We start from the raw sequence: 2,879 nt of genomic DNA, 5'->3' as shown, positions 1-2,879 counted from the left end.
ATTGCCTCCGGGGTTACCGGGGCGGTTCAATGTCGCCAAACAATTTGAGCTCGATCTCATCGACGACGGCCGTACCAAAAAAAGTCGAATACAAATCTCTTTGAACAAACGCCCGCGCTGGCGGCGCTAGGTGAAGAGCGCGCTTCTGCCCGACCGATCCATCGGACCGGATAAATCTATCTGGCGTGAGATTCAGATAGGCGAGCGTGGATTTGCCAGGCTGCCAAAACCCCTTCTGATACCACTCCGGAACGTAGTGATTGTTTCTCGTCTTCGACATCCAACATTATATGAGAACAAAACAAGATCCGCGCAATGACCACCGGTCGGTATTAGCCCCAAATCTTGCTGTTTGGTTGTGCGCCCGAAGCGCGCGTTCCCACTTTCACTCCCAATATTCAAGGCAGGCCAGATCTTTGTTCAACGCAGCTTCATTGCGTCTCGAATATCTTTGGCAATATTCTCAGGAATGAATTCAGAAACCAATTTCTCCATTTCTGACCGAATGTTCGCAAAGCTGGCATTCGGGTCAGCAAAAGGCAAAATCCACCCACCGTGCTCGTGCGCAATTATGATCATACCTCTCCCCCAGAGAAGCCGTTCTACGTGCCCCTGAAGTCGCCTTACATCATCATGGTTGATTGGATGGTGAAAGTTGACGCGCAAGCGTTGGAGGTCGAAATCCAAGCGGTGCATCCATTCAATTAGATGCTCTTGAGCCAACAGCGCTGTCAATTCAGCGTTACCTTCTCCAACCGCGTCTATTCGTTTGGAATGACAGATCGCGGTGTATTTGGCTGCACAGCACGCGAGCTCTTCAAGAGCACCCGAAATGGCGGTACTTCGCTCATTGTTAGTGTCAGAGTTGTCCGTATTCGGGAGTGGGAGATCGTAAAAAAGCTGAAGTGCGGAAATCAGGCTGGATCGATATTCACTTAGCTCAATTTCCTCATTTCCAGCAATTTGACAGCCGAAGAAGGTATCCAGGAATGACGTTGCGATTCTAAGCGATATGTCTCGCATACTTTCACCGATATCTGCGTTGAGATATTCGGTTAAGTGTTCTTGTACGCTGAGGCTGTCCGAAAAAAGAAGGGTTCGAGTATTGATATGGCTCAGATTTTGGAGAAGCAAATTTAACGCGAAATCGAACGGCTCAGAATCCGGATCCGACAACGCCAAAGCAGCCCCATAACTTAGGTAAAGCGTGTAAACTGGTGGGTCGTCGGTGGACGACGTCCACCAAACATGACGCCTTAGGTCTTCTTCGGAAAAATCAGGTACATCCGTTTCTTCTAAGTTACTATAGGCGCCCGGAATGTCCGGGGAAACGACAACCTTGTTGATACGTGAAATGTCAAAATGTTCCCCGCCATAGCGCAGATATGGAAAGAGCTTTTCAGCCATCAGTTTGGCGTCATTCTCTTCGATTTCAATATTGCGAAACTGAAACTGCATGTCCGCAAGCAGCGGCGATGCGTACTCATCTCTTTGAGTTCGGAAGCCGCTGAACTCATCGATTGCAGATTGCAGTTGCTGTCCTAAAGTTCCCAGAGCAATCGTTCCAATGTGCTCCGACTTGGATTCGAGTTCTGTGCTTTCGTGGCTACTCAGGAAAAATTCAACAGAGCACGCGATAGCGCCGTCAGTAACAGCGGACAAATCTAGTTCTTCAAGGCGACCACCTGTGCCAATGAGCGCCTTCCTGGTGGTGATAGGCAGCATGATTGCATGGCGACTCTCTTTGTCTGCAAACAGAAAGGGCTGGTAATCCCCTTCTTCAGATAGCTGAAGAATTGCACAATCAGGCAAAATCCAATCACTTTCACTGGTGTTGTCACACACAAACCAGTTTAGCCCGCAAAGATCGTCCCGAATGACCTTTTCATCGAGATAACGATGAAGGGCTTTCCTGTGCATTGCCTCGTGGTCCAGTTCTCCATTTTCCACTGCCTCCTGTATGTAGCGCTCGACATCTCGTAGGGATTTCGAAAGCGCGTGCCCGAAAACCTCCGCAACAGCGTACATGAGCATTCGTCGAACAGCTTTGAACTCTAGGCTATTTTCAATTTCAGCCGTGCTTGCTTGAGAGTTTTGCGCCACTAACATCAGAAGCTGTGAGGTCAAGACCTCATCTAATTCTGGGTGGCTTTCGATTTGCTGCATCAATACGTCTGGGTCAGTGAGTACTGCGCCGAATTTGGGAAGAGCGTCTTCAAACAATGACTTTAGAACGTGTCGGCTAGCCTTGGTTCGGATTCCGGTTAGACCAACAAGGTTTGCCGCTCGTTCTGCTTCAATCTCGCTGCCATGAGGCAATGTTCGCCATCTTCGAAGATCGGATTGTACTTTAGCTTCCCAGGATGTGATTTTGTCATCGAGGGTAATCGCAGTCCCATCAGATGTACGAGAATAGAACTCGTCGTCCCCACCGAATTTCTCAATTCGCTTCACGAACGGAGCTTGTCCTTTCGAATAGACCCAAATGCTAGGATGGTTCTTTCCTCCGTCGGGGCGCGCGAACCCCTTTTGGAGCATTTGCTGCAAGTAGTGCTGATACGTTCCGGCCATATTTGAATTATCGCTAGAATTGAAATGAATTGAAAGCAGCAAGTTTCGGCCATTGAAGTGCGCCGTTTCAGGCGCCGACTTTGAGGAGCGTCCAATCCGAGCAAGATTGGTCGGGCTGAAAGCATCTCCATCAAGTGTTCGGAGTTTCCGAAGGGACTTGAAGGTCGTTTTGGGGAAAGTGTGCAAAGGAGAGCGAAATCTCCTTAGAAGGAGTTGGGCGCTGATGTGGTCAGTCGCGGGGAAAATCCGGCCCGCACAAATAATAACCGATTTCGGCAGCTAAGCTAAGCTAAGCTAAGCTAAGCTAA

At 49.1% G+C, this 2,879-nt stretch carries 1 protein-coding gene; it reads right to left on the bottom strand.

The window, feature by feature from the left end; genetic code table 11:
- Nucleotides 1-420 precede the first annotated feature (420 nt).
- Complete coding sequence (locus HY26_RS17090; RefSeq protein WP_112074206.1) at nucleotides 421-2,571, bottom strand: DUF4238 domain-containing protein; 2,151 nt, start codon at nucleotides 2,569-2,571, stop codon at nucleotides 421-423.
- Nucleotides 2,572-2,879 lie beyond the last annotated feature (308 nt).

The organism is Hyphomonas sp. GM-8P, assembly GCF_003263315.1.
In the GTDB taxonomy this organism is placed as follows: Bacteria; Pseudomonadota; Alphaproteobacteria; order Caulobacterales; family Hyphomonadaceae; genus Hyphomonas.
Note: the sequence above shows the minus strand (reverse complement) of the source record. Positions and strands in the feature narration are given on the sequence as shown.